The sequence below is a fragment of the Sphingomonas cavernae genome, from assembly GCF_003590775.1.
Taxonomy (GTDB): domain Bacteria; phylum Pseudomonadota; class Alphaproteobacteria; order Sphingomonadales; family Sphingomonadaceae; genus Sphingobium_A; species Sphingobium_A cavernae.
Genome location: NZ_QYUM01000003.1, coordinates 998,292 through 1,020,418 on the forward strand (window position 1 = coordinate 998,292; position 22,127 = coordinate 1,020,418).

Genomic DNA, 22,127 nt, shown 5'->3' on the forward strand with positions numbered 1-22,127 from the left:
TCGCTCGTCCCAACCGGTGCAGCGTCGATTTGTTGTGGACCCTCGCGGCCATAGCGGGTTATGCTATGCTGACATAGGTGTTAATAGAAGATGCGGTACGAACCGCGCGCGAGAGGAAGAATGGCTGTGGAGCATTTCGACGTGCTTGTCGTCGGGGCCGGCATTTCCGGCATTGGCGCAGGGTATCACCTTCAAAAACATTGCCCGGGCAAGCACTACGCGATCCTTGAGGGGCGCGACGCAATGGGCGGAACCTGGGATCTGTTTCGGTATCCCGGTATCCGATCCGATTCGGACATGTACACATTGGGCTATGCCTTCAAGCCATGGACCAATGCCAAGGCCATCGCCGACGGTCCCTCGATTCTCGACTATCTGCACGAAACGGCGCGCGAGCACGGCGTCGATGGCAAGATCCGCTATGGCCACAAGGTCAGGCGCGCGAGTTGGTCGAGCGAGGACGCGCGCTGGACGGTCGAGGCTGAACATGCGGGCGAGACGCGGCGCTTTACCTGCGGCTTCCTCTTCATGTGCAGCGGCTATTATGATTATGACGCGGGCTACACGCCCGAATTCAAGAGTATCGAGCAGTTCGCGGGACAGATCGTCCATCCCCAGAAATGGACCGGGGACGTCGATTACAAGGGCAAACGCGTCGTCGTGATCGGCAGCGGCGCCACCGCGGTGACACTGGTTCCCGAAATGGCCAAGGACGCGGCGCATGTGACGATGCTGCAGCGTTCGCCGACCTATATTGTTTCGCGGCCGTCGGAGGACCGGCTGGCCAACCGGCTTCGTTCGGTCCTGCCCGCCAAGCTCGCTTATGGCATCACGCGGTGGAAGAATGTGCTGCTCGGCATGTTCTTCTTCAATCTGGCGCGCAAACGACCCGAGCGCGTGAAGGGCAAGATTCTCGAAGCGGTTACGGCAGAGCTAGGCCCCGATTATGACGTCGAGACCCATTTTTCGCCGCGCTACAATCCCTGGGATCAGCGGCTGTGCCTTGTCCCCGATGGCGATCTCTTCGAGTCGCTGCGCGAAGGCAGCGCCTCGATCGTCACCGACACGATCGACAGCTTCACGCCGCGAGGAATTCGGCTTTCGTCGGGCACCGAACTGAACGCCGATCTGATCGTGACCGCGACGGGGCTGAACATCAAACTGTTGGGCGGGCTCGAAGTCGTCGTCGACGGAGTGCCCGTCAATCCCGCGCGTTCGCTCGCCTACAAGGGGATGATGTATAGCGGCATTCCCAATATGGCCTCGTCCTTCGGCTATACCAATGCGTCCTGGACACTGAAGGCCGATTTGACCTGCGGCTATGTCTGTCGACTGCTCGAGCATATGGACAAGATCGGCATGCGGCAGTGCACACCGATTGCCGCCGATGACCAGGTGCCTGAGGAACCGTTCCTCGATTTCACCTCGGGCTATGTGCAACGCGCCGTCGACAAGATGCCAAAGCAGGGCGCGCACCGGCCGTGGCGCGTGCACCAGAACTATGCGCTCGACCTCCTGGCATTTCGCTTCGGAAAGCTTGAGGACGACGCGATGGTCTTTTCCAATCCCCGACGCGCATCCGAGCGCATCAAGGCGACCACCGCCCGGGAAGCGCCCGCGCCGGTCGTCGCGCCCTGACGGCTTGATGTCTGCGAAACCACGAAAGGCCACAAAAAAGGGCGGTTAGGCGCCCCGACGGATGCGGGCTGCCTCCTATAATGCCGGTGAGTACGCGGCTCGGCGCGCGCCGGGCGCAGCGGCATTGGATCGCTTTTCAGACCCGTGTTCTCGCGATGAACGCTGCAGTCGAGGCGGGCAGGGCCGGTGAAGCGGGGCGCGGATTCGCCGTGGTCGCCGATCTTGTAAGCTCGCTGGCCATGCGCGCCGAGGAAGAGGCGCAGCGAGCGCGTGATGGTCTGATTGCGACTCAAACCGAGATCGGCACCGCCGTGGAAGCGGTGACGCGTGTGGATCGTGCGCTCGAGGAAATCGCCGCCGAGGTGACCAAGGTTCATGGGCTGCTTGGCCGGATGTCCGAGGACAACGCTGCGCAATCCGACGCGATTTCCGAGATTGCGACGGCAATCGGCGCGATGGACCGGTCAACGCAGCAGAACGCGGCGATGGTTGAGCAGACCTCCGCCGCTGCGCGCGGGCTGACCGATGAGGTGGCGACGCTCGCCGATCAGGCCGGGCGCTTTCGGACGGGCGCGGAGCGGCCTGCCCGGCGTCGCGCTGCCTGAGCGTCGCCTCGTTGTTCCGTCGCTGCTCCGCCGCCGCCCGTCCTTATCGGCCAGGCGCTGCATTTTCGGGTTGTGCCGGCGCTCAGATTTTGGCTTTTGGCGCGCATGACAATCGCCCGTCCGCGCCGTAGCGCGCTCTATCTTCCCGCTTCCAACGCTCGTGCCATCGAAAAGGCGCGCACGCTGGATGCGGATGTCGTCATCCTCGACCTTGAGGATGCGGTAGCGCCTGAGATGAAAGCGCAGGCACGCGCGCAGGCGGTGACCGCAGCCCGCGAAGGCGGATTTGGCGACCGTGAACTCGTCATCCGGGTGAACGCGATTGATACGCCGTGGGGATCCGACGATCTCGCCGCGGTCGCGAACGCAGGCGCGGATGCCGTTCTGGCGCCCAAGGTCAGCAGCGCCGATGATGTCGCGGCCTATCGCAGCCGCCTTTCCCAGGTTCCGCTGTGGGTGATGATCGAGACATGCGCGTCACTTTTCCGACTTGATCAGATTGCGGCAGCGGGTCCTGAGTGCCTCGTCATGGGCACCAACGATCTCGCCAAGGAAATGCGCGCACCGCTGACGCCTGAACGCACCGCTTTTCACCCGGCGCTGGCAATGACCGTCGCCGCTGCCCGCAGCGCCGGGATTGCGGTGCTCGATGGGGTCTGCAACGCGATCGAGGATCCGCAGGTTGTGGGTGCCGCCTGCGCGCAGGGCGTCGAATTCGGCTTCGATGGGAAGACGCTGATCCACCCCGCGCAGATCGAGGCATGCAATGCGGCCTTCTCCCCCTCGCCAGAGGCGCTCGCGCACGCCCGCGCCGTGGTTGCAGCCTTTGCCGACCCGGCCAATGCGGGCAAGGGCGCGATCCGGGTGGAAGGCGGGATGGCGGAACGGCTCCATCTGGCGGAGGCCGAGCGGCTCATCGCAGTCGCCGCAGCGATCGCGAGCCGCTGACATGAGCGAGATGCGCGGAGGGATCGATATTGACTGGCGGCGGCTGGTCGACGGTACGCTTGCCTATGAAATGCCCTGGCCTGCCGCCGATGGCGATCGGTTCGAGCGGATCGCGCGCGGCTTTGCTGCGCATTATCAGCTCGACTGGCGTTCGCCCGACGCCTTCGGCTTTTCGCGCGGCGAGGGCTATACGCGCTTTGGGCGGCGCGATGCCTTCAACTATGTCGATCGCGGCAGGGTCGAGCGGCTTCACGCGGAGGCGCAGCCGCTGGACAGTGAAGGTGGGAATGTCGTGCTGCTTCCGCCGGGTTATCGGGGGCTGCGCTTCACGCTCAACATGCGCGTAATCCTGATCTTCTACGCGGTGTTGCTGGCGACAGTGTATCTGGCCTTTTTCCCCGCGACCCCCGTGATTGCATGGATCGCCGGGTTCCTCGCCATCTACGTGCTCCACATTCTGCTCGTGATCGCCAGCCTGAGGCGCAAGCTCGCAGGTTGGGTGGCGCGCGAGAGCTGGCACTGATCCAGGCCGGTCGCTGGCCCATAAGTCGTTCTCTGCTGTCGAAAAGCGCGGCGATCTGTTTGCATCGATATCGCGCCGTGCGCGTCTCCCGCGTCGATGCGGGAGCGCGCCCGGAGCGGCTTCGCGCCGCAGTCGGACGGGTCAGCCTTCGCTGGTGGAGGCCGTCCCGGGGGGAACGTCGAGTTCGGTCTGCGCCTTGCCCGCCCAGAAATGATCCATGCTGTACGGATTGGCCGGGTCCGATGCGAGCACCAGGAAGCCGCCTGCAATCGCCACATTCTTCAGGAACATCACGAGCTGCACCGGCTCGGCGAAGTTCGTGTGGAACATCAGCGCCGTGATCAGGCAGAATCCGGCGAACAGTATCGCGGTCGCGCGCGTGAACACGCCCGCCAGAATGAACAGTCCACCGATCAGCTCGAAAAAGGCCACCGGCCAGGCAAGCGCCTCGGGCAAGCCCGATCGGCCGATCGTGGCGCTCGTTTCCGCGATATCGACGATCTTGCCCCATCCACTGAAGATGAAGATCGCCGACAGGAGGATGCGTCCGATCAGCGTGGTTAGCCCATTGATCGTAGTCATGATTCCTCTCCCTTCTAACGAGGTATGGAGAGGTTGCGCCTATCCGCGCGCGGCGTCAACGAATGTGGCGTTACACGCGGCGGTTTCGCCACCGCCACGACCACGGCCGGCGATCCGGTTCCACAGGCGTCGTACCGGGCTCACGCTCAACTACCACCGTTCTGCGGCGCGCCCGCCATGCGTCGAAGCTATGGGCGAGCGTGCCATAGGCAAACAAGCTGAAGAAGCCTCCCGCCAGACCCACATTCTTCCAGAAATGCGCCGCCTGCATCGGATCGGCGAAATCATTATGAAACATCAACGCCGCGAGCAGGCAGAAAATCGCAAGCAACAGCGCCGCCAGGCGCGCGAATATGCCCAGCAGAATCGCGAGGCCGGCCACGAGCTCGAAAATGGCAACCGGCCAAGCGAGGTTCGTTGGCAGCCCGGCTGTTGCCATATACGCAGCCGTGCCGGAAATGTCGGTCATCTTGCCGATGCCGCTGATGATGAAGATGGCAGAAAGCAATATCCGACCTATCAGCGCGAACAAGCTACTGATTATGCTCATGTCGATCCTCTCCTGGCGGCTTCGCCCAATTCAGGAACGCGCGACGTGCGCCATGGTGCCATCCTCGCTCATTTGACGGGATTCACGTTGCATTCTTTTCATTTGCGGCTGTTTCACGAACATGACATTCAATTGTCATAAAACTGAAACACAGTCGTCACTGAAGCGACACAGACGGGAGTTTGGAGAGATGATGAAGAATGTCGCAGCCGGCTTCTCCGTGGTCGTTCTTCTGGCGCTTTCGGGCGCGGCGAATGCCGCTGGCGAGCCCAATCGCTATGGCTTCGATCAGATCGCAGCAAAGGATCTGAAGGCAGCGGAAACGCGGCTTGATGCGCAGCGCGCCAAGGAGCCCAATGAGCCCTCGGTGCTGCTCAATCTCGCCTATGTCTATAAGAAAACCGGACGTGCAACCGAAGCCGTGACGCTGTATAATGAGGTACTGGCCCAGCCCGATGTGCTGATGGCGCTGGGCGACGGCCGACCCGCGTCGAGCCATGCCATCGCGCTAAAAGCGATGGACCGGCCCAATGGATACGCCGCACGCTAATAGCGTATTCAGGGAGGGGAGGGCGGTACCCCGGGTTCCGGTCTGTTAGCTCCGGGCCGTAGCCACCGGGGTACGCCCGACATCCCGTCTTTATGATCGTGTTTTGGCGCGCTGCACGTGGGTGATACCGGCAGACGCGCTGAACGCAATTACAGCCGGGGCAACGTCACGCCGCGCTGGCCCATATATTTCCCCGCGCGGTCGGCATAGCTGGTCTCGCAGGGCTCATTGCCCTTGAGGAACAGGAACTGGCACGCGCCCTCATTGGCGTAGATCTTCGCGGGCAGCGGCGTGGTGTTTGAGAATTCGAGCGTCACATGCCCTTCCCAGCCGGGCTCCAGCGGCGTGACGTTCACGATGATTCCGCAGCGCGCATAGGTTGATTTGCCAAGGCAGATGACGAGCACGTCGCGCGGCACGCGGAAGTATTCGACGGTGCGCGCGAGCGCGAACGAGTTGGGCGGGATGATGCAGACGTCGGTCTTGCGATCGACAAAGCTGTTCGCCGCGAAATCCTTGGGATCGACAACCGCTGAATCGACATTGGTGAAGATCTTGAATTCGTCAGCAACACGCGCGTCATAGCCATAGGAACTGAGGCCATAGCTGATGCAGCCGTCACGGCGCTGGCTTTCGACAAAGGGCTCGATCATGCCCGTCGCCTGCGCCTGTTCGCGGATCCACTTGTCGGAAAGGATGGACATTTTTGCTCCGTCAGTGGGGTTAGTCGACGCCGAGATCGGCGGGGCCGAAGGCGTGGGGGAGGAGGTCCGAAAGCCGGTGCGTTTCCAGGGCATGACCGTCGGCCGACGAACAATGGACGAGAATGTCGCGTCCGCCAAGTTGCACCGCCTCGTTGAGGATCTGGCGGCAACGGCCGCAGGGGCGAACCGCGTCGCCGCCGGTGATGGCGCCGTTCGCGCCGAGCATGCCGCCGATAACGCCGATCTCGGTCACGTGTCTCAGCTTGCCTTCGCTGTTTGCCTTGGCAAGCGCCACGGTCTCGGCGCACAGCGACAGGCCATAGCTTGCATTTTCGAAATTGGCGCCAGTCACCAATGTGCCGTCATCGAGCAAGAGGGCCGCGCCGACACCGAATTTCGAATAGGGCGCGTGCGCGAATGATGCAGCGGCGCGCGCGGCGTCGATAAGTTTTTCCCTATTGGTCATTCGCGCACCACATTCCATTCGACGGGCCCTTCGACGCCGTCGATACGACGGAAATCGGATGCGCGCCACATCACCCACGGCGAATCTTCCTGATCAGGAGCGATGAAATTGCGCGCGCGCCATTGCGTCCGCTGGATCACGGCTCCAATCGCATATGCGTCTTCGAAGTCGTCCTCGACGCGCAGAATGGCGTGCTTGCCGCTATGCGCCTCGATCATGCCGACCAGCGTGGCGACCTGTTTCTGCACATGCGCCTGCGACGGACGCATCGCGCAGTTTTCCTCGAATTGCAGCACAATGGCAGGCGGAAGCGCCTTAGCTTCGCGTGGCACCGTCGCGATGAACGCGGTGGCCTGCTCGGCGGCGTCGCGGCACAGATTGTAGCCGTGCCAGGCTCCCCGACGGAGCTCTGCAGAACGGCTCTCCGCCCAGTTCGTTTCGAACATGGGGTCGCGCTGCGCGCCAGCGGTCGCCTGAACATAGGCGATGTCGGCACCCTCGGCCTTGAGCGTCGGCCAATGGATGGCTCCCTGCGCCGCCGAGACACTGACTCCCTGGATAGGAAATTGCTCAGTTTCCGGATGCCAGCCGCGCGCATAGCCCCAGGCCGCCCCGGCCAGCCCGCACAGCGCAAGCACAGTCGCGCTCAGCAGCGCGAGCTGCCTCTTCACCGTCCTTCGCCCCATGTCCCCCGTCTTACCCCTTGATGTGCAATACGCAGATCAGCGTGAAGAGCCGCCGCGCGGTGTCGAAATCCAGGTCGATCTTCCCCTCGAGCCGCTCGACCAGCAGCGACGCGGCGTCATTGTGAATGGCGCGCCGGGCCATGTCCACCGTCTCGATCTGCTGCGGCGTTGACTGGCGGATTGCCTGAAAATAGCTGTCACAGATCGCGAAATAGTCCTTTATCGGCCGCCGGAAGCGTCCGAGCCCAAGGATGATCGATTCCAGCGGCGCCTTGTCTGCGCGGCCGATGTCGATGGCGAGCCTGCCCTCCTCGACGCGCAGCCTGATCGCATAAGGCCCCGCGTAGCCGTCCGCGTGCTCGCGCTGCGGCGCGAAGTGGTTGCCCTCCAATATGTCAAAGATGGCGATCCGGCGTTCCTGCTCCACATCGGCGCTGCGCCAGATGATCGTCGCCTGGTCCAGCTCGATATCGATGATGCGCGGGTCCGCCATTGCTACGGCCTGTATCCGGGAAGCGTGCGCGCCTCAACTGCTTCGCCACGGCCGCAATCCTGTGCTATTGGTTATCCACAGTTTTTCCACAGGCGTCGGGGCTAAACATACACAAGTTGCTCCGGGTTGAGCCCGGTCCCCGTGTGCGCGAGAAGCAGAGCCATGGCCGATCCGATCCGACTCATTACCGCCAGTGATGGCGAGCAGCCCGAACTCCCCCAGAATATCGAGGCGGAGGCGGCGCTTCTTGGCGCGATGATGCTCGACAATCGCGTCGCCGAAGACGTCATGCAGAAGCTGCGCTCCGAGCATTTCTACGAGCCCGTTCACGGTCGCATCTACGACGCGATCCTGAAGCTGGTGACCAAGAACATGATCGCGAGCCCCGTCACGCTACGGCCCATGTTCGAGGGCGACGAAGCGATGAAGGATCTGGGCGGGCCCGCCTATCTCGCCCGCCTGACAGGCAGCGGCGCCGCGCTCATCGCCGCGCGCGACTTTGCCGAGCAGATCTACGAGCTTGCGATGCTCCGCGCGCTGATCGGGGTGGGGCGCGAGCTCGTCACCAAGGCGATGGACACTTCGGACGAGGTCAATCCGAAGAAGCAGATCGAGGACGCCGAGGTTGCGCTCTACCGCGTCGCCGAAGAGGGCGGCGAGACGGGCTCGGTCAAGAGCTTCCTGCAGGCCAGCCGCGTCGCAGTTGAAATGGCGGAAAAGGCGCTCAATGCCGGGGGCGGGCTGTCCGGCGTCACGACCGGGCTGACCACGCTCAACTCACGCATCGGTGGCCTTCACCACTCCGATTTGATCATCCTCGCCGGACGTCCCGGCATGGGCAAGACTTCGCTCGCGACCAATATCGCCTTCAATGCAGCGAGCCGCTGGCAGCGCGACATGGAAGACGGCATCGATCCCAAGAAGAGCGTCGGCGCGAAGGTCGCCTTTTTCAGCCTCGAAATGGCGGCCGACCAGCTCGCGACGCGTATCCTGTCGGAACAGTCGGGAATCAGCGGCGAAAGCCTCCGCATGGGCAAGATCAGCCAGCAGGATTTCCGTAATCTCGCCCGCGCATCAGGCGAGCTTGAGAATCTGCCGCTCTATATCGATGACACGCCGGGCCTCACCATCGCCGCGCTGCGCACGCGTGCGCGCCGGTTGAAGCGCCGCCACGATATCGGCTTCATCGTCATCGACTATCTCCAGCTCCTCCAGGGTTCGGGCAAGTCGAGCGACGGCAACCGCGTACAGGAAATCTCGGAGATCAGCCGGGGCCTCAAGACATTGGCGAAGGAACTCAACGTTCCCGTGATCGCGCTCTCGCAGCTCAGCCGTGCGGTTGAATCGCGCGAGGACAAGCGCCCGCAGCTTTCCGACCTTCGTGAATCGGGCTCGATCGAGCAGGACGCGGACATGGTGTGGTTCGTCTACCGCGAGGATTATTACCACTCGTTCAAGAAGCCGTCCGAGCCCAATGCCAACTCGACCGCCCAGGAACATGACGCCTGGAACGCCTGGCTTCAGGAGGATTTCAAGATCAGCGGTCTTGCCCAGCTCATCATCGCCAAGCAGCGCCACGGCGCCACGGGTTCGATCAAGATGCGCTTCGACGCCAAGATCACGCGCTTCGGCGATTATATCGACGATAACCGCTTGCCCGAGCAGTATAACTAGCGGCGCCGCGGGCTAAATTTGATCATATCCGTGCTCCGGGCTTTGACCCGGAGCCTATCGTCGAAGCGACGGTGTGCCTGCCGACATGGGCTCCTGCCTTCGCAGGAGCACTGATGCTAGTTTAACGTACGGGACTTTAGCTTCGCAGTCGCTCGATTGCCTGGGCCAGCGCGACGTAGAGCTTGCCCATGTCGGAGGACAGGATCGTAACGCCCAGCGGTGATCCGTCGCGCGTGGCCAATATGTTGCGCAGCATCGCCTCGAAATCGTGGATGTAGCGGTTTACCTGCTCGCGGAATTCGACGTCTTCGTCATAGTGACGCGCGATCTCGCGGACCTCGCCCGCGTCGAGCAGCCTGACCGCACGCCGGGTGAACACGCCGCGATCGCCCTTGAGATAGGCCGCCCAAGCGGTGTCGGTGACGTCGTTGGAGAGGATCTTGGCGACATCGATCGCGGTCGAGTTCAGCGATTCGATCAGCAGCGCGACCTTTCTCGACAAGGTGTCGCGATTGGCCTCTTCGGCTTCTGTCCGTGCCTGTTCGATCCGCGCTTCCACATTGGATGTGGTGTCGGCGATCGTGAGCATCTGGCTCATCAAACGCTCGGACGCCTTGTTCGCGGCCTCCATCGCGCGCGCGGCGGCCGCGGCGATCTCGGCCATCTGCGCCTCAACCTTCGCGGTGATCGTCTCGCGCATCGCTTCCTCGCTCGCGCGGCCGAGCGCGGCGCTCGTTTCAGGCACGATCGACGCAAGCGTCTCGCGTGCGCGTTCGGACGCCTGAACCGCGGTCTCGCGCACGCGAACGAGCGACTCGACGAGCTGAGGGCCAGCCGATTCGGCGAAACGGGTAGCCTCGTCACCCGCGAACCCGATCGCCTTGCCGAGCTCCTCGACCGATTTCTGCTTGTCCGCGATCTGGCGGTCCATGTCGGCGACCAGCTTGTCGATCGCCTTGCGTTGCTTGACGAGCACCGTTTCCGCTTCGGTCAGACGATTGTACGCGCTCAGCGTTGTCATCTCGAGCTTCTCGGCCTCGGGGACGACCGAGATGAGCAGCGTCTTGCTGGCGCTGACCTTGGTATCGAGCCGATCGAGCGCGCCGGGCAGCGTCTCGTCGAGCTCGCGCGCGTTGGCGTCGAGCGCGGTCAGCAGCGACTCGGATTTCTGGATCAGCGTGTCGGCGACCGATCCGCCGCGCCGCAATACCTCGGTCATCCGTTCGGCATGACCCTGAAGATGACTGATCGCATCCGACAGCCTGCCCGTACGCTCGCTTCCAGTCTCGTCGAGGCTGACGAGACGCTGCTCGGCCTCGGCAAATGCGGTCTGCAGCGTCGTCACCATCTCGCGCGACACCGCCTCGTGCGTTGCGAGCAACTGTCCGAGCTGCTCGATCTTCGTGTTGATGTCGGTGACGCGTGTGGTCAGCGCGCGTGCGGCTTCCTCGCCCGTCTGCCCGAGCGCGGCGTGCGATTGCTCGACCATCGCGAGCATCGCGGCGCTCTGCGCTTCCATGCCCTTGCGTGCCTCGTCGACCGCGTCGGCCGCGCGCGACAGTGCGGCGTCGACCGAATCGGTCATCTGTCCTGCTGCTAATTCGAGCCGCGCGCCCGCTGCATCGCTGGTGCTCTCCATCCGCGCGAGGTGCGCCGCAAGCCGCTGCGCCGCGCCACCCGCGACCTCGTCGGCCTCACGCCCGCGTAGCGTGAGCGACGAAAGCTGCGCTTCGAGAGCGCCGGCATTCTCGTGCGCCTTGAGGCCAGCCTCGCGAAGATCCTCGGCCATGCGCCGCGTCTGGACCTGCGCCTTGGGAAGGTCGGCGAGCAATACGGTCATGTCAGCGCGCGCCGCGGTCGCCGCGGTCTTGAGAGCATTGGCCTGGCGACCGAGCGATTCGACCTCGCCATGCATCGCGTCGCTGACGACCTTCATGCGCGCCGCGGCTTCCTCGCCGATGCCCATGAGCTGCTGCGACTGCTGGGCGAGCAACTCCCGGTTCTCGTCGATCCGCTGGGTGACCGAGCGAAGCACTGATTCGACCCACTGCGATTCCGACCTGAGCGTGGCGGCGGTGGCGGCGAAGCGCCGCGCCTCGCGCTGGCTCGTGCGCATGAGCAGGAGATAGACGACCCCGATCAGCGCGAGCGGGGCGCTGAGACTCGCGACGAGCGCGGCAATATCGGCAGGCGCGGGGAGGCGCCCGCCGAGCGTTTGCCAGAACATCCACAGCGCGAAGCTGGTCCAGCCAAGCGCCAGCACGAGGCAGAATGCGGCGACGGCGCGATCGCGTCCCGGTGAAAACTCTTCGACCTCCTCGGGATACCACACGGCCTCAGCGACCTGTGCTTCAGCCTCCGGTGACAGCTCGTCGCTGCCAGCTTCAGCCCCGGTTCCCGTCGCTCTGCGCCGGATGTCGATGATCCGTGATCCCCCTGTCATGGTGTATGTTTATCATGAATTCGCGGCCAAGGAACACTTCGTGGAAACCGCTCTTTAAGGCTCATCGGATATATCGCACGGAATGGCATATGATCCTGGAGCATTGGATACGGCGCTTGCTGCCGCGGTTGGTAACGATCCGTCGCTCATCGCGGAGTTGCGGCGCGCATTTCTGGAGAGCGCGGAGCGGCAGCGAGACCTTTTGTCGCGCGCGCGCTGCGACGCCAACTGGCGCGCGGCGGCGTGGCGCCTGAAGGGGATCGCGGCAAGCTTTGGTGCGGTCCGCCTCATGGACGCCGCCGAGCAGGCATCCTGCTCGGTGCCCGGCGATCCCGCCGTATTCCGTCGCATTGACGCTGCGCTGGCCTCTTTCGACTGCTGAACCCCCCTTTGCACAGGGGCGCGGAAAGCCTATCGACCTTCAAGGATTTTTGGGGGTTGAGGGACGTACGTGGCGCTCGCCAGTCTGATAGTCGGCTGTTCGGACCGCGAGGATGACAATCGCGGCCTGCGCGCTGCGTTGCCCTTTCTCGGCCAGACGCTGATCGAATATCAGGTGCGGCAGGCCGCCGCTGCGGGTGCGCGGCATGTCGTCGTGCTCGTCGAGCGCGTGCCCTCGGCGCTGGTCGGCGCCGTCGATCGCCTGCGCCGCGACGGCATCGCAGTCGAACTTGCGCGCAGCGTTTCCGACGCCGCCGATCGCATCCATCCCGAGGAAAGGTTGCTGCTCATCGGCGACGGCATCATTGCCCGGCAAGAGGTGATCGACAAGGCGGGCAAGGCGAATGCGCCCAGCATCTTCACGGTCCCCGATGCCAGCGAGACGCTGCGTTTCGAGCGCATCGACGCGGGTGCGCGCTGGGCGGGGATTGCGATGGTTGATGGTGCCACGCTGCGCCGCACCGCCGCGATGCTGGGCGACTGGGATCTTCAGTCGACGCTGCTCCGCCGTGTCGTCCAGGCCGAGGCGAAACGCGTCGAGGCGGGGGCGGGATCGGTGTGGCTCGTCGATCGCGCCGATGAGGGCCGTCAGGCCGAGACGCTGCTGCTGAGCGGCAAGGGCAATGATTTCCTGCCTGGATCGCTCTCCGAGGCGATCACCGCATTCCTCCTGGGCCGCAACATCAAACCCTTATGGCTCCGCACCGGCTCGATCGCGATGGCGGCGCTGGCACTGCCCGCCTTTGCCAATGGATGGATCGCCTCCGGCACGTTGGCCTTGGCTCTGTCCGGCCCGATCGCGGCAATCCCGCGCCGAATGGACGGAGTGGCGCTGCGTGCCGCCAAGTGGAACCGGCTATGGCGGTTGGGCCGCGATGTCGTTTTCGCGATTGCCGCAGGCGTGCTTGCGTGGCGGTTGGCAAAGGACGGTGCGGGCTGGGGTGTGTGGGCACTGGCGCTGACCACCATCGCATTGATGGGCGCGGTATCGGGGCAGGACCGGCTGATCGGCCGCGCTTACATGAACGCGCCCGCGCTTGCCGGCCTGTATCTACCCTTCGCTTTTTTCGGCTATCCGACGGGCGGGCTCGCTGCGACCGCGCTCACCGCATTTGGTGCGCTTCTCTTCGGTCAACGCCTGCTCGCCCGTCGTCTCCGTGATGGGAGTTTCCCCGCGGCCGAAAAGGCCTGAGGCCTATTTCTTCGCGAGTTCGCTGCCGGAAGCTTCGGGCAGCTTGACGCCTTCCTCGACCCATTGCTCGCGTGTGCGGCAAATGCTCTTCTGCATGCGCGATCCGGTAAGTGAGGCCTTGTAGCAATATTTGCCGGTCTTCTTATCGAGCGTGAGCTGCGCCTTTTCCGAATCCTTGGTGTCAGCGGCAAAGGCCGGGACCGATGAGGCGGCGATCGATGCCCCGATGACGGCGGCGCGAATGAATGCGGTGGAATTCTTCATCAGTGATTCCCTTTCGAGTATCGTTGGCTCACCGGGCTACGCTCGGTACTCACCCCGTCTTCGACGAGGCGTGTCAGTTGTATAATACAGTAAGCCGCCACCCGGACGCGCGTTTCGACGAACTGTCATTTGAGTTCGACGTGCGGACGAACGGCGAGGGGCGCGCGAAACCGGGCGAAACGGCGCTAAGAGCAATTTAACTATAGTCGCGTATCGCCGATGCCATGTTCGCAGAGGACGGTGACAGAATGGCGCGCGAGCCGATCGGCGCCGAACGGCTGCTGGCCGAAGCAGCGCGGGCGGCGCACGGCAATCGCCGGCGGCTGGCGTCGCTTGTCGATCTCTTCCTGCCCGATACCATGCGCCTCAGCGACTATCAGCGCGTCACCGTGCGTCGCTTCATCGCGCGCCTGGTGGCCGCGGTCGAAGGCGATGTCCGCCAGCGGCTTGTATCCGAACATGCGGCGCGCTTTGCGCCTGAACTGCTCGCAGCGCTCGGCAGCGCGCGCGTGGCGATCGCCATGCCCGTGCTGGAACGCGCGCGGGCACTCCATGACGTCGAACTTGTTTCGCTGCTGCTCGCACGCGTCGAGGAACAGCGTGTTGCCGACGATCTGCGTCGCAATGCCGCCGCCAATGGCGAGGTGAGCACACTGATCGAGGCGCTGCTTGCCGATGCGGATCCCGCGCTGTCCGCGGCGGCGATGTCGCTGCTCATCGCCGAGAGCCGCCGTTATTATGTTTTCGAGGATGAAATTCTGCCGCGCTCGGATTTGCCCGCAGATCTTCACTATCGGCTGGTCTGGTGGGTCGCAGCCGCTCTGCGCGACTATATGACCCGGCTGCACGGTGCGGATCCGGCACATGTCGACACCGCGCTGATGGACGTCGCGTCGACGATCCTGTCCAGCCATGACGAAGGCGAAACGCTCGAATCCGCGGCGATGCATCTTGCCCGCTTGCTCGGCGAACGGGGCTGGCTCGACGATCAGGTGCTCAGGGCCGCGTGCGTCGAGGGGCGACTGGCGCTGCTGATTGCGATCCTCGCATCGCGTGCGGGACTCGATTTCGAGGCAGCGCGCGACATGATCCTGCCCCCCCATGGCGATCGCCTGATCCTGTTAATGAAGGCGCTCGACGTCGAACGCGAGACCGCGGCTGCGATTTTGCTTGCGATGGGCCCGGGGGATGCGGGATTCTCCGACGCGATGAATGCCTATGACACCCTTGCGCCGGCCCAGGCGATGGAAGCGATCCGCCCCTGGCAGATCGACTGCGGCTATCGCAACGCCATCGCTGCGCTTGCAACGCGGCTCGCCGAGCGGGGCAGCGGATGGGTGCCATGACCGCGCTCACCGCGCATGGCCGCGTGGACCGACAGGGCAGGCTCGTCGAAGCCGATCCGGCGCTCCGCGACCTGCATTTGCGCGCCGGTGGCGAGGAGGGCGGGGTCCTCGCGGTGCCCCAGATCGCGACGCTCGCACGGCTTGCGCAGCGGCTGGGCATCCTGATCTCGCGCGCGATCATCGCTGCCGATGGCGAGAGCGATGTAGATCTGTGGGTGCGGGCGCAACCCGAAGGCAATGAGGTCCGCCTTACTGTCGGCGGCTGGAGTCGCCGTCTGGCTCATGCGCCCGACGAGACAAGCGAGATTGATCGGGAGACCGATTTTCTGCGTGCAAGCGCGGACTGGCTCTGGGAAGCCGACGAGAATTTGCGGATCGTGGCGTTGTCCGCGTCTGCCGAGGCCGCGATCGGCGGCGCGGCAAGCACCGTCATCGGTCAGCCGCTCACCAAGCTGCTCAAGCTGGTCGAAACCGACCAGGGCACCTTGCCATTGCTGGAGGCGCTCGCCGCCAAGACGCGTTTCGAGGATCAGGTCGCAGAGATGCGCGGCATTTCGGGGCGCGTCAGGCTTGCCGCGGTGCCGCTGCTCGACGGCGTCGGCCGTTTCCGTGGCTTTCGCGGCAGCGCGAGCTGGCTCAACGTGCCTGCGCGACTGGCGCATGACGACGATGCCATTGGGGTGCCCGATGCATTCGGCGAGCGACTCGACAAGGCGCTGCGGGAGCCGCTTGCGAGGATCATTGCCAATGCCGAAAGCATCCGCGCGCAGAGCGACGGGCCGCTGCGTCGCGACTATTCCGATTACGCGACCGATATTGCCACTGCCGGACGGCACCTGCTCGCGCTCGTCGATGACCTGGTCGATCTTCAGGCGATCGAGCGCCCCGATTTCCAGCTTGCAATGGACGAAATCGACATTGCCGATATCGCGCGCCGCGCTGCGGGGCTGCTCGCGGTGCGCGCCGCCGATCGCGGCGTGAGGATCGACAAGCCAGCTTCGGATGAACGGCTGATCGCGCGCGGTGAATTCCGCCGCGTGCTCCAGATTCTGGTCAATCTGGTGGGCAATGCCGTGCGCTACTCGCCCGAGGGATCGATGGTGTGGATCCGTGGCGAGGACGAGGACGGACGCGTCAGAATCGTCGTCGCCGATCAGGGCAAGGGCATCGACCCCGACGAGCACGAGCGGATTTTCGAGAAATTCGAGCGCATCGATCAGGATGAGCCCGGCGGCAGCGGACTTGGCCTCTACATCGCGCGCAGGCTGGCGCGCGCGATGGGCGGCGATGTCGTCGTGGACAGCGCGCCCGGTCAGGGCGCGCGGTTCACGCTCATTCTGCTTTCAGCCTGATCAGCGCCCGGCCGATCAACGCCTGTCGACCGCGACATAGTCGCGCTGTGCCGGACCCGTGTAGAGCTGGCGCGGACGACCGATCTTCTGCTCGGGATCCGAGATCATCTCGTTCCACTGCGCGACCCAGCCCGTGGTGCGGGCAAGCGCGAAGAGCACGGTGAACATCGTGGTCGGGAAACCGATCGCCGAGAGGATCACGCCCGAATAGAAGTCGACATTCGGATAGAGCTTCTTCGAGACGAAATAGTCGTCCTTGAGCGCGATCTGCTCAAGCTCACGCGCGACGTCGAAGATCGGATCGGTAACGCCAAGCTTGTCGAGCACCTCGTTCGCGGTCTTCTGCATGACCTTCGCGCGCGGGTCGTAGTTCTTGTAGACGCGGTGACCGAAGCCCATCAGGCGGAACGGATCGTCCTTGTTTTTCGCACGTGCGATATATTCAGGGATGCGATCCACGGTGCCGATTTCGCGCAGCATGTTGAGCGCGGCCTCGTTCGCACCTCCATGCGCGGGGCCCCAAAGGCAAGCGATACCCGCCGCGATGCACGCGAATGGATTTGCGCCCGACGAGCCTGCAAGACGCACGGTCGAGGTCGAGGCGTTCTGCTCGTGATCTGCATGGAGGATGAAGATCTTGTCCATCGCGTCTTCGACAACGGGGTCGACGACATAATTCTCGGCCGGAACGCCGAAGGTCATGCGCAGGAAGTTGCCGGTGTAGCTCAGCGAATTGTCGGGATAGAGGAAGGGCTGGCCGACCGAATATTTATAAGCCATCGCCGCGATCGTTGGCATCTTCGCGATCAGCCTATGGCTCGCGATCATGCGCTGGCGCGGATCGGTGATGTCGGTCGAATCGTGATAGAAGGCTGAAAGTGCGCCGACGACGCCGCACATGATCGCCATCGGGTGCGCATCGCGACGGAAGCCGCGATAGAAGGTGGCGAGCTGCTCGTGCAGCATGGTGTGGCGCGTGATCGTGCTGTCGAACTTTTCCAGTTCGGCCTTGGTCGGCAGCTCGCCGTTCAGGAGGAGATAGGCCACCTCCATGAAGCTCGACTGTTCGGCAAGCTGGTCGATGGGATAGCCGCGGTGAAGCAGAACGCCCTGATCGCCGTCGATATAGGTCAGTCCCGATTCGCAGCTCGCGGTCGAGGTGAAGCCGGGATCATAGGTAAAGGCGCCGGTCTGGCCGTAAAGCTTGCGAATATCGATGACGTCGGGACCAACCGTGCCCTTGAGCACGGGCATTTCCACATTCTTGTCGCCCAGCGCCAGTTTCGCTTGTGCTTCGGCCATATTCACTTCCTTCCTGTTCAAGCTCCGTCCCGGTCGGCTCACGCCGCCCGTTCTGCGATGCGCGCCAGCGACTCCTCTTTGCCGAGAAGCACCAGCACGTCGAATATTCCCGGCGAGGTCGAGCGCCCGGTGAGCGCGGCCCGCAAGGGTTGGGCAACCTTGCCCAAGCCAGTTCCCGCATCCTCGGCCACCTGCCGTAACGCCGCTTCGAGCGCGGGTACGGACCAGTCGGCCACCGTCTCCAAGATCGCGCCCGCTTGTGCCAGCAGGGTCGCTGCGCCGCCCTCTAGCAGAGTTGCGGCCTTTTCGTCGAGCGTGAGCGGGCGCGTTTCGAAAAGGAAAAGCGCACCCTCCGCGATCTCGTCGAGATTCTTCGCGCGCGGCTTGAGCGAAGCCATGGCAGCGGCGAGCAGCGCGCGCGCTTCGGTGTCGAGCGTGCGGCCTAGCCGTGTCTCGACGCGCGGCGCAACCAGGTCTGCAAGGCGCGCGTCATCGGCTTCGCGGATATAATGGCCGTTGAGATTCTCGAGCTTTTTCAGATCGAAACGCGAAGGCGAGCGACCGACACCGGCCAGATCGAACCACTCCACTGCCTGCTCGCGGCTGATGATCTCGTCATCACCATGTCCCCAGCCCAGACGCAGCAGATAGTTGGACACCGCTTCGGGCAGCAAGCCCATCTCGTCGCGATACGCATCGACGCCCAGTGCACCATGGCGTTTGGACAGCTTTGCGCCATCGGCGCCGTGGATCAGCGGGATATGTGCGTAGACGGGTTCGGCCCAGCCCATCGCGTGGATGATGCCGAGCTGACGAAAGGCATTGTTCAGATGGTCATCGCCGCGGATGACGTGCGTCACGCCCATATCGTGATCGTCGACCACGACCGCGAGCATATAGGTGGGCGTTCCGTCGGAGCGGAGCAGGATCATGTCGTCGAGTTCGCTGTTCTGCACGACGACGCGGCCCTGGACGCGGTCCTCGATCACCGTCTCGCCGTCACGCGGCGCCTTCAGACGGATGACGAAGGGCGCGCCCTCGGGCGCTTCCGAAGAATCGCGGTCGCGCCAGCGACCGTCGTAGCGCATCGGCTGCTTGGCGGCCCGCTGCTGTTCGCGCAGCGCGGTCAGTTCCTCGGGCGTGGCATAGCAGCGATAGGCATGTCCCGCATCGAGCAGCGCATTGGCCACCTCCGCGTGGCGCGCAGCGCGCGCGAACTGGTAGACGGTCTCATCATCCCAGTCGAGCGCCAGCCATTTCATGCCATCGAGAATCGCTTCGATAGCGTCGTCGGTCGAACGCGCGCGATCGGTATCCTCGATGCGAAGAAGGAACTTGCCGCCATGGTGCCGTGCGAAAAGCCAGTTGAACAGCGCTGTGCGCGCGCCTCCGATATGGAGGAATCCGGTCGGCGACGGTGCGAACCGGGTTACGACAGGCTGAGTTTCGACGCTTGCGCCCACGCGCGAGATCTCCAGTATATGCAGGATGGCCAGAGCGACCGGGCACGCCCCTAGCACGGGTTTTCCGATGCTGCAAAATGCCCGGTCGCGCACGCGGGGTGACGTTGCGGCGCGCGTGGAAAACTGGCTGGAGGTCGAGCGCGATCAACTGGCGCTCTGGGTTCCGGTGGCCCTCGGCATGGGCATCGCGATGTGGTTCTGGATCCCACTCCGAACGGGCTGGATCGTCCTGCTACTGCTGGCGGCGAGCTGCGCAATGGCTGGGGCTGCCATTGGGTGGTCGCGGCGAGCGGGCAAAGCATTGCTGTGGTTTGGCGTCATGGCCGCGGCGGGCTGTGCGCTGACATGGTGGCGCGCGGAAAGCCTTGCCGCCCCCGTACTCGAACGGCCGCTGATGGCGCAGTTTCGCGCGCAAGTGCTGGCCGCGGACCCGCTTCCCGCGCGCGGCGCGGTGCGCCTGTTGCTCGCTCCGATCGACACGCCGACGCTGCCACCAAAGGTGCGCGTGAATATTGACGAGGCGAACGCATCGCCCCGCCTCACGCGCAGCGCCGTGATTGACCTGCGCGCCCGGATCATGCCGCCTCCCGAGGCTGCGGTGCCCGGGGCATATGATTTCGCGCGGCTTGCCTGGTTTCAGGGAATTGGCGGGACGGGCAAGGCGCTCGGCGCTCCCGTAGTCGTCACACCCGCGCCGCCGGCCTTGGGCGCTGACTTCCGTCAGCGGCTGACCCGGCATGTTCGCGAGTCGGTCGGCGGCGCAGAAGGCGCACTTGCGGCAACGCTTGCGACGGGGGATCGTGGTGCGATCGCCGAGGAGGATGCCGAGGCGATGCGGCGCAGTGGCCTCGCGCACCTGCTTTCGATCAGTGGACTGCACGTGACCGCGGTGGTCGCCGCGGCGATGCTGATCGTGCTGCGCTTGCTGGCGCTCAGCCCCACGCTTGCGCTGCGTTGGCCGCTGCCACTGATATCCGCAGGCGCCGGGGCGCTGGCCGGGATCGGCTATACGCTGCTGACGGGCGCCGAAGTGCCCACGATTCGCTCGTGCATCGCCGCGCTGCTCGTGCTCGGTGGCATCGCGCTGGGGCGCGAGGCGATCACGCTGCGATTGATCGCGGCGGGTGCGCTGTTCGTATTGCTGCTCTGGCCCGAATCGATCGCAGGACCGAGCTTCCAGATGAGCTTCGCCGCCGTCACAGCGCTCGTCGCGCTGCATGAACATCCGCGCGTCCGCGCCCTGCTCTCGCGCCGCGACGAGGGACCAGTGATGCGGCTCGGCCGGTTGTTGCTCGGGCTGCTGCTGACGGGCCTCGCGGTCGAGATCGCGCTTTCGCCGATCGCGCTTTTCCATTTCCACAAGGCGGGCGCCTATGGCGCGCTGGCGAACATCGTCGCCATACCGCTCACGACCTTCGTCATCATGCCGCTGGAGGCGTTGGCGCTCGTCTTCGATCTGGCGGGGCTCGGCGCACCCTTCTGGTGGCTGACGGGCAAGGCGCTGGCGCTGCTCCTCGGCCTCGCCCACGCCGTCGCGAATGCGCCCGGCGCGGTCGCGGCGCTTCCGGTGATGCCCGCAGGCGCCTTTGCGCTCATGGTCGCGGGTGGTCTGTGGCTGTGTCTTTGGCGAACGCGCATCAGACGGTTGGGCATCATCCCCGTTCTTGCCGGTATGGTCTGGGCGCTCTCGGTCCCGCCGCCTGATCTGTTGGTGAGCAATGACGGCAGGCATCTGGCGCTGGCCGACGGCCGGGGCGGTTACGCGCTGCTGCGGCCGCGCGCGGGTGAGTATATTCGCGATGCGCTCGCGGAAAGTGCGGGTTTCGACGGCGAACTCACCGAACTCGACGGCCTGTCTGGCGCGCGCTGCACCCGTGATGCCTGCACCGCCGAGATTATCCGCGGCGCGCGGCGCTGGCGGCTGCTTGCGACGCGGAGCAATTATATGGTCCCGTGGGAAACGCTGCGCGACGCGTGCGCGAACGCCGATATCGTCGTCAGTGAGAGACGCCTTCCCGATGGCTGCCAGCCGCGTTGGCTAAAGGCCGATCGCATGCTTCTGGCCGAAACCGGCGGACTCGCGATCCATCTTGGGGCGCAGCACGTCCAGAGCGTGCGATCGCCCGGCGATCATCCGTGGCTCAATCCACCCCGGCCCGAGGCGCCGCCGCGACAGTCATATCGCGGCGACCGGCGTCAGTAACGGCGCAGCAATCCCGCAAGGCGGCCCTGAATGCGGATCTGGTCGGGGCTGTAGCGCTGCGGGTCATAGGCGCGATTGGCCGGATCGAGCCGGACCATCGCGCCCTCGCGGCGGAAATATTTGAGCGTGGCCTCGCTTTCCTCGACGAGCGCGACGACGATTTCGCCATCGCGCGCGACGTCGGTGCGCCGAATGAGCGCGTAATCGCCGTCGAGAATCCCCGCCTCGACCATCGAATCGCCCGACACCTCCAGCGCATAGTGCTCGCCCGAGCCGAGCAGCGCGGCGGGAACCGAGAGCATGTTCTGGCCCTCCAGCGCCTCGATCGGCATGCCCGCCGCAATGCGGCCATGCAACGGGATCTCGAGAACATCGTTCGCCGCGATCGGGATCTGTGCCGGAATTGAGGGCGTGGCGGGGGGCGCCTTGACGGCAGGCTTTGCATCGGCGCGTTCGGGCAGCTTGAGTATCTCGAGTGCGCGCGCACGATTGGGCAAGCGGCGGATGAAACCGCGCTCTTCGAGCGCGCTGATCAGCCGGTGCACGCCCGACTTCGATTTGAGATCAAGCGCTTCCTTCATTTCCTCGAAAGACGGGGAAACGCCGGTCTCGGCCAGCCGGTCGCTGATGAAACAGATAAGCTCATGTTGCTTGCGCGTCAGCATCACCGCACTCCCAAAGGAACGAACGGAGAACGTGTAG

22 protein-coding genes are annotated in these 22,127 nt (G+C 64.4%); 11 read left to right on the plus strand and 11 right to left on the minus strand.

Annotated features, from left to right (window positions below; all coding sequences use genetic code 11):
- Positions 1-120: 120 nt before the first annotated feature.
- The 4 genes from D3876_RS12420 to D3876_RS12435 all read left to right on the plus strand — a co-directional run bounded on the left by D3876_RS12420 (position 121) and on the right by D3876_RS12435 (position 3,714).
- Positions 121-1,638, plus strand: coding sequence for a flavin-containing monooxygenase (locus D3876_RS12420; protein ID WP_119762593.1), 1,518 nt, complete (start codon positions 121-123; stop codon positions 1,636-1,638).
- Between the two features lie 155 nt (positions 1,639-1,793).
- Positions 1,794-2,243 carry a methyl-accepting chemotaxis protein gene (locus tag D3876_RS12425; protein WP_420801959.1) on the plus strand — a complete coding sequence of 150 codons (450 nt, stop codon included), beginning with the start codon at positions 1,794-1,796 and terminating at the stop codon, positions 2,241-2,243.
- A gap of 105 nt (positions 2,244-2,348) precedes the next feature.
- Positions 2,349-3,191 carry an HpcH/HpaI aldolase/citrate lyase family protein gene (locus D3876_RS12430; RefSeq protein ID WP_119762597.1) on the plus strand — a complete coding sequence of 281 codons (843 nt, stop codon included), beginning with the start codon at positions 2,349-2,351 and terminating at the stop codon, positions 3,189-3,191.
- A 1-nt stretch (position 3,192) separates the two neighbouring features.
- Positions 3,193-3,714, plus strand: coding sequence for a hypothetical protein (locus tag D3876_RS12435; protein WP_119762599.1), 522 nt, complete (start codon positions 3,193-3,195; stop codon positions 3,712-3,714).
- A gap of 141 nt (positions 3,715-3,855) precedes the next feature.
- Here D3876_RS12435 and D3876_RS12440 read toward each other — a convergent pair whose 3' ends face one another.
- Together D3876_RS12440 and D3876_RS21250 are read right to left on the minus strand one after the other, a co-directional pair.
- Positions 3,856-4,296, minus strand: a complete 441-nt coding sequence (locus D3876_RS12440) for a DoxX family protein (RefSeq protein ID WP_119762601.1) — start codon at positions 4,294-4,296, stop codon at positions 3,856-3,858.
- 70 nt (positions 4,297-4,366) lie between these two features.
- Positions 4,367-4,846 (minus strand): DoxX family protein, encoded by a 480-nt coding sequence (locus tag D3876_RS21250; RefSeq protein WP_119762603.1) that lies wholly within the window; start codon positions 4,844-4,846, stop codon positions 4,367-4,369.
- Positions 4,847-5,039: 193 nt separating this feature from the next.
- Here D3876_RS21250 and D3876_RS12450 point away from each other — a divergent pair, with 193 nt between their 5' ends.
- Entirely contained in the window at positions 5,040-5,396 is a 357-nt protein-coding gene (locus tag D3876_RS12450; protein WP_182912001.1) for a tetratricopeptide repeat protein, read from the plus strand.
- A 149-nt stretch (positions 5,397-5,545) separates the two neighbouring features.
- On the opposite strand, the gene dcd is transcribed toward D3876_RS12450, so the two are convergent.
- Genes dcd through D3876_RS12470 form a run of 4 tightly spaced genes read right to left on the minus strand, consistent with a single transcriptional unit; the run spans position 5,546 to position 7,745 of the window.
- A complete protein-coding gene (dcd, locus tag D3876_RS12455; RefSeq protein ID WP_119762607.1) occupies positions 5,546-6,100 on the minus strand; it encodes a dCTP deaminase in 555 nt (184 codons plus the stop codon).
- Positions 6,101-6,119: 19 nt separating this feature from the next.
- Positions 6,120-6,566, minus strand: coding sequence for a cytidine deaminase (locus tag D3876_RS12460; RefSeq protein ID WP_119762609.1), 447 nt, complete (start codon positions 6,564-6,566; stop codon positions 6,120-6,122).
- Positions 6,563-7,237 carry a GH25 family lysozyme gene (locus tag D3876_RS12465; RefSeq protein WP_238475349.1) on the minus strand — a complete coding sequence of 225 codons (675 nt, stop codon included), beginning with the start codon at positions 7,235-7,237 and terminating at the stop codon, positions 6,563-6,565. The genes D3876_RS12460 and D3876_RS12465 overlap by 4 nt, the downstream gene beginning before the upstream one ends.
- A 25-nt stretch (positions 7,238-7,262) precedes the next feature.
- Positions 7,263-7,745 carry a UPF0262 family protein gene (locus tag D3876_RS12470; RefSeq protein WP_119762613.1) on the minus strand — a complete coding sequence of 161 codons (483 nt, stop codon included), beginning with the start codon at positions 7,743-7,745 and terminating at the stop codon, positions 7,263-7,265.
- 162 nt (positions 7,746-7,907) lie between these two features.
- Here D3876_RS12470 and D3876_RS12475 point away from each other — a divergent pair, with 162 nt between their 5' ends.
- Positions 7,908-9,419 carry a replicative DNA helicase gene (locus tag D3876_RS12475; RefSeq protein ID WP_119762615.1) on the plus strand — a complete coding sequence of 504 codons (1,512 nt, stop codon included), beginning with the start codon at positions 7,908-7,910 and terminating at the stop codon, positions 9,417-9,419.
- A gap of 136 nt (positions 9,420-9,555) precedes the next feature.
- Here D3876_RS12475 and D3876_RS12480 read toward each other — a convergent pair whose 3' ends face one another.
- A complete protein-coding gene (locus D3876_RS12480; protein ID WP_119762617.1) occupies positions 9,556-11,862 on the minus strand; it encodes a hypothetical protein in 2,307 nt (768 codons plus the stop codon).
- A gap of 82 nt (positions 11,863-11,944) precedes the next feature.
- On the opposite strand from D3876_RS12480, the gene D3876_RS12485 reads away from it, so the two are divergent.
- Entirely contained in the window at positions 11,945-12,244 is a 300-nt protein-coding gene (locus tag D3876_RS12485) for an Hpt domain-containing protein (protein WP_119762619.1), read from the plus strand.
- Positions 12,245-12,313: 69 nt separating this feature from the next.
- Positions 12,314-13,495: a glycosyltransferase family protein gene (locus tag D3876_RS12490; RefSeq protein ID WP_119762621.1), complete on the plus strand. Its 1,182-nt coding sequence runs from the start codon at positions 12,314-12,316 to the stop codon at positions 13,493-13,495.
- A 3-nt stretch (positions 13,496-13,498) separates the two neighbouring features.
- Here D3876_RS12490 and D3876_RS12495 read toward each other — a convergent pair whose 3' ends face one another.
- Positions 13,499-13,759 (minus strand): hypothetical protein, encoded by a 261-nt coding sequence (locus D3876_RS12495; protein WP_119762623.1) that lies wholly within the window; start codon positions 13,757-13,759, stop codon positions 13,499-13,501.
- A gap of 248 nt (positions 13,760-14,007) precedes the next feature.
- On the opposite strand from D3876_RS12495, the gene D3876_RS12500 reads away from it, so the two are divergent.
- Together D3876_RS12500 and D3876_RS12505 are read left to right on the plus strand one after the other, a co-directional pair.
- Complete coding sequence (locus D3876_RS12500; protein ID WP_182912002.1) at positions 14,008-15,105, plus strand: DUF2336 domain-containing protein; 1,098 nt, start codon at positions 14,008-14,010, stop codon at positions 15,103-15,105.
- Positions 15,102-16,457, plus strand: a complete 1,356-nt coding sequence (locus D3876_RS12505; RefSeq protein WP_119763819.1) for a sensor histidine kinase — start codon at positions 15,102-15,104, stop codon at positions 16,455-16,457. The genes D3876_RS12500 and D3876_RS12505 overlap by 4 nt, the downstream gene beginning before the upstream one ends.
- Positions 16,458-16,472: 15 nt before the next feature.
- On the opposite strand, the gene D3876_RS12510 is transcribed toward D3876_RS12505, so the two are convergent.
- Positions 16,473-17,759, minus strand: coding sequence for a citrate synthase (locus tag D3876_RS12510; RefSeq protein ID WP_119762627.1), 1,287 nt, complete (start codon positions 17,757-17,759; stop codon positions 16,473-16,475).
- 38 nt (positions 17,760-17,797) lie between these two features.
- Positions 17,798-19,222: a glutamate--tRNA ligase gene (gene gltX, locus D3876_RS12515; RefSeq protein WP_119762629.1), complete on the minus strand. Its 1,425-nt coding sequence runs from the start codon at positions 19,220-19,222 to the stop codon at positions 17,798-17,800.
- 67 nt (positions 19,223-19,289) lie between these two features.
- On the opposite strand from gltX, the gene D3876_RS12520 reads away from it, so the two are divergent.
- Positions 19,290-21,425, plus strand: coding sequence for a ComEC/Rec2 family competence protein (locus D3876_RS12520; RefSeq protein ID WP_119762631.1), 2,136 nt, complete (start codon positions 19,290-19,292; stop codon positions 21,423-21,425).
- Here the strand turns inward: D3876_RS12520 and lexA are convergent.
- Entirely contained in the window at positions 21,419-22,090 is a 672-nt protein-coding gene (gene lexA, locus D3876_RS12525) for a transcriptional repressor LexA (protein ID WP_119762633.1), read from the minus strand. The genes D3876_RS12520 and lexA overlap by 7 nt on opposite strands.
- Positions 22,091-22,127 lie beyond the last annotated feature (37 nt).